Source organism: Lentimicrobium sp. S6 (genome assembly GCF_013166635.1).
Taxonomy (GTDB): domain Bacteria; phylum Bacteroidota; class Bacteroidia; order Bacteroidales; family UBA12170; genus UBA12170.
This window is the reverse complement of sequence record NZ_JABKBZ010000265.1, coordinates 1-590: the sequence shown is the minus strand read 5'-3', so window position 1 is coordinate 590 and position 590 is coordinate 1. Positions and strand designations below refer to the sequence as shown.

Here is a 590-nt window from a genome sequence, read left to right as displayed (position 1 = left end):
ATCAACGCCGAAAAAGACAAATTTTTCTCTATCATAGCCCACGATCTCAAAAGTCCTTTCAATGGAATTATGGGTTTTAGCGCCTTACTTGTCGAGCAGGTTCAGAAAGAGGATTACGATGGTATTGAGAAATATGCCGGAATTATCCTCGATTCATCACAGCGGGCAATTGATTTGCTGATGAACCTCATGGAATGGTCGCGGTCGCAAACCGGACGTATGGAATTTATGCCGGAGTATTTGAAAATAGCAGACCTTTGCAACGAAACCGTAGGTTTATTCCAAACAATAGCCGGACAAAAATCCATTACCCTTAAAAAGGAAATTTCTCCCAAAGCCATTGCTTTTGCCGATAAGGCCATGATAAGTACAGTAATCAGGAACTTGGTTTCGAACGCTATAAAGTTTACCAAACCAGGTGGCGAAATCATGGTATCGGCGCAAGAAAAGCCAAACGAATTAATAATTTCGGTAAGCGATACGGGGATTGGAATACCTAAAGATAGAATTGAAAAACTCTTCACTCTTAGCGAAAGCTATTCAACCAAAGGAACAAATAACGAAGAAGGTACCGGGCTTGGGCTTATCCT

At 41.4% G+C, this 590-nt stretch carries 1 protein-coding gene; it reads left to right on the top strand.

Annotated features, from left to right (window positions below; translation table 11 throughout):
• On the top strand, positions 1-590 hold a 590-nt coding region (locus tag HNS40_RS22655), incomplete at both ends, for a sensor histidine kinase KdpD (RefSeq protein WP_172284977.1).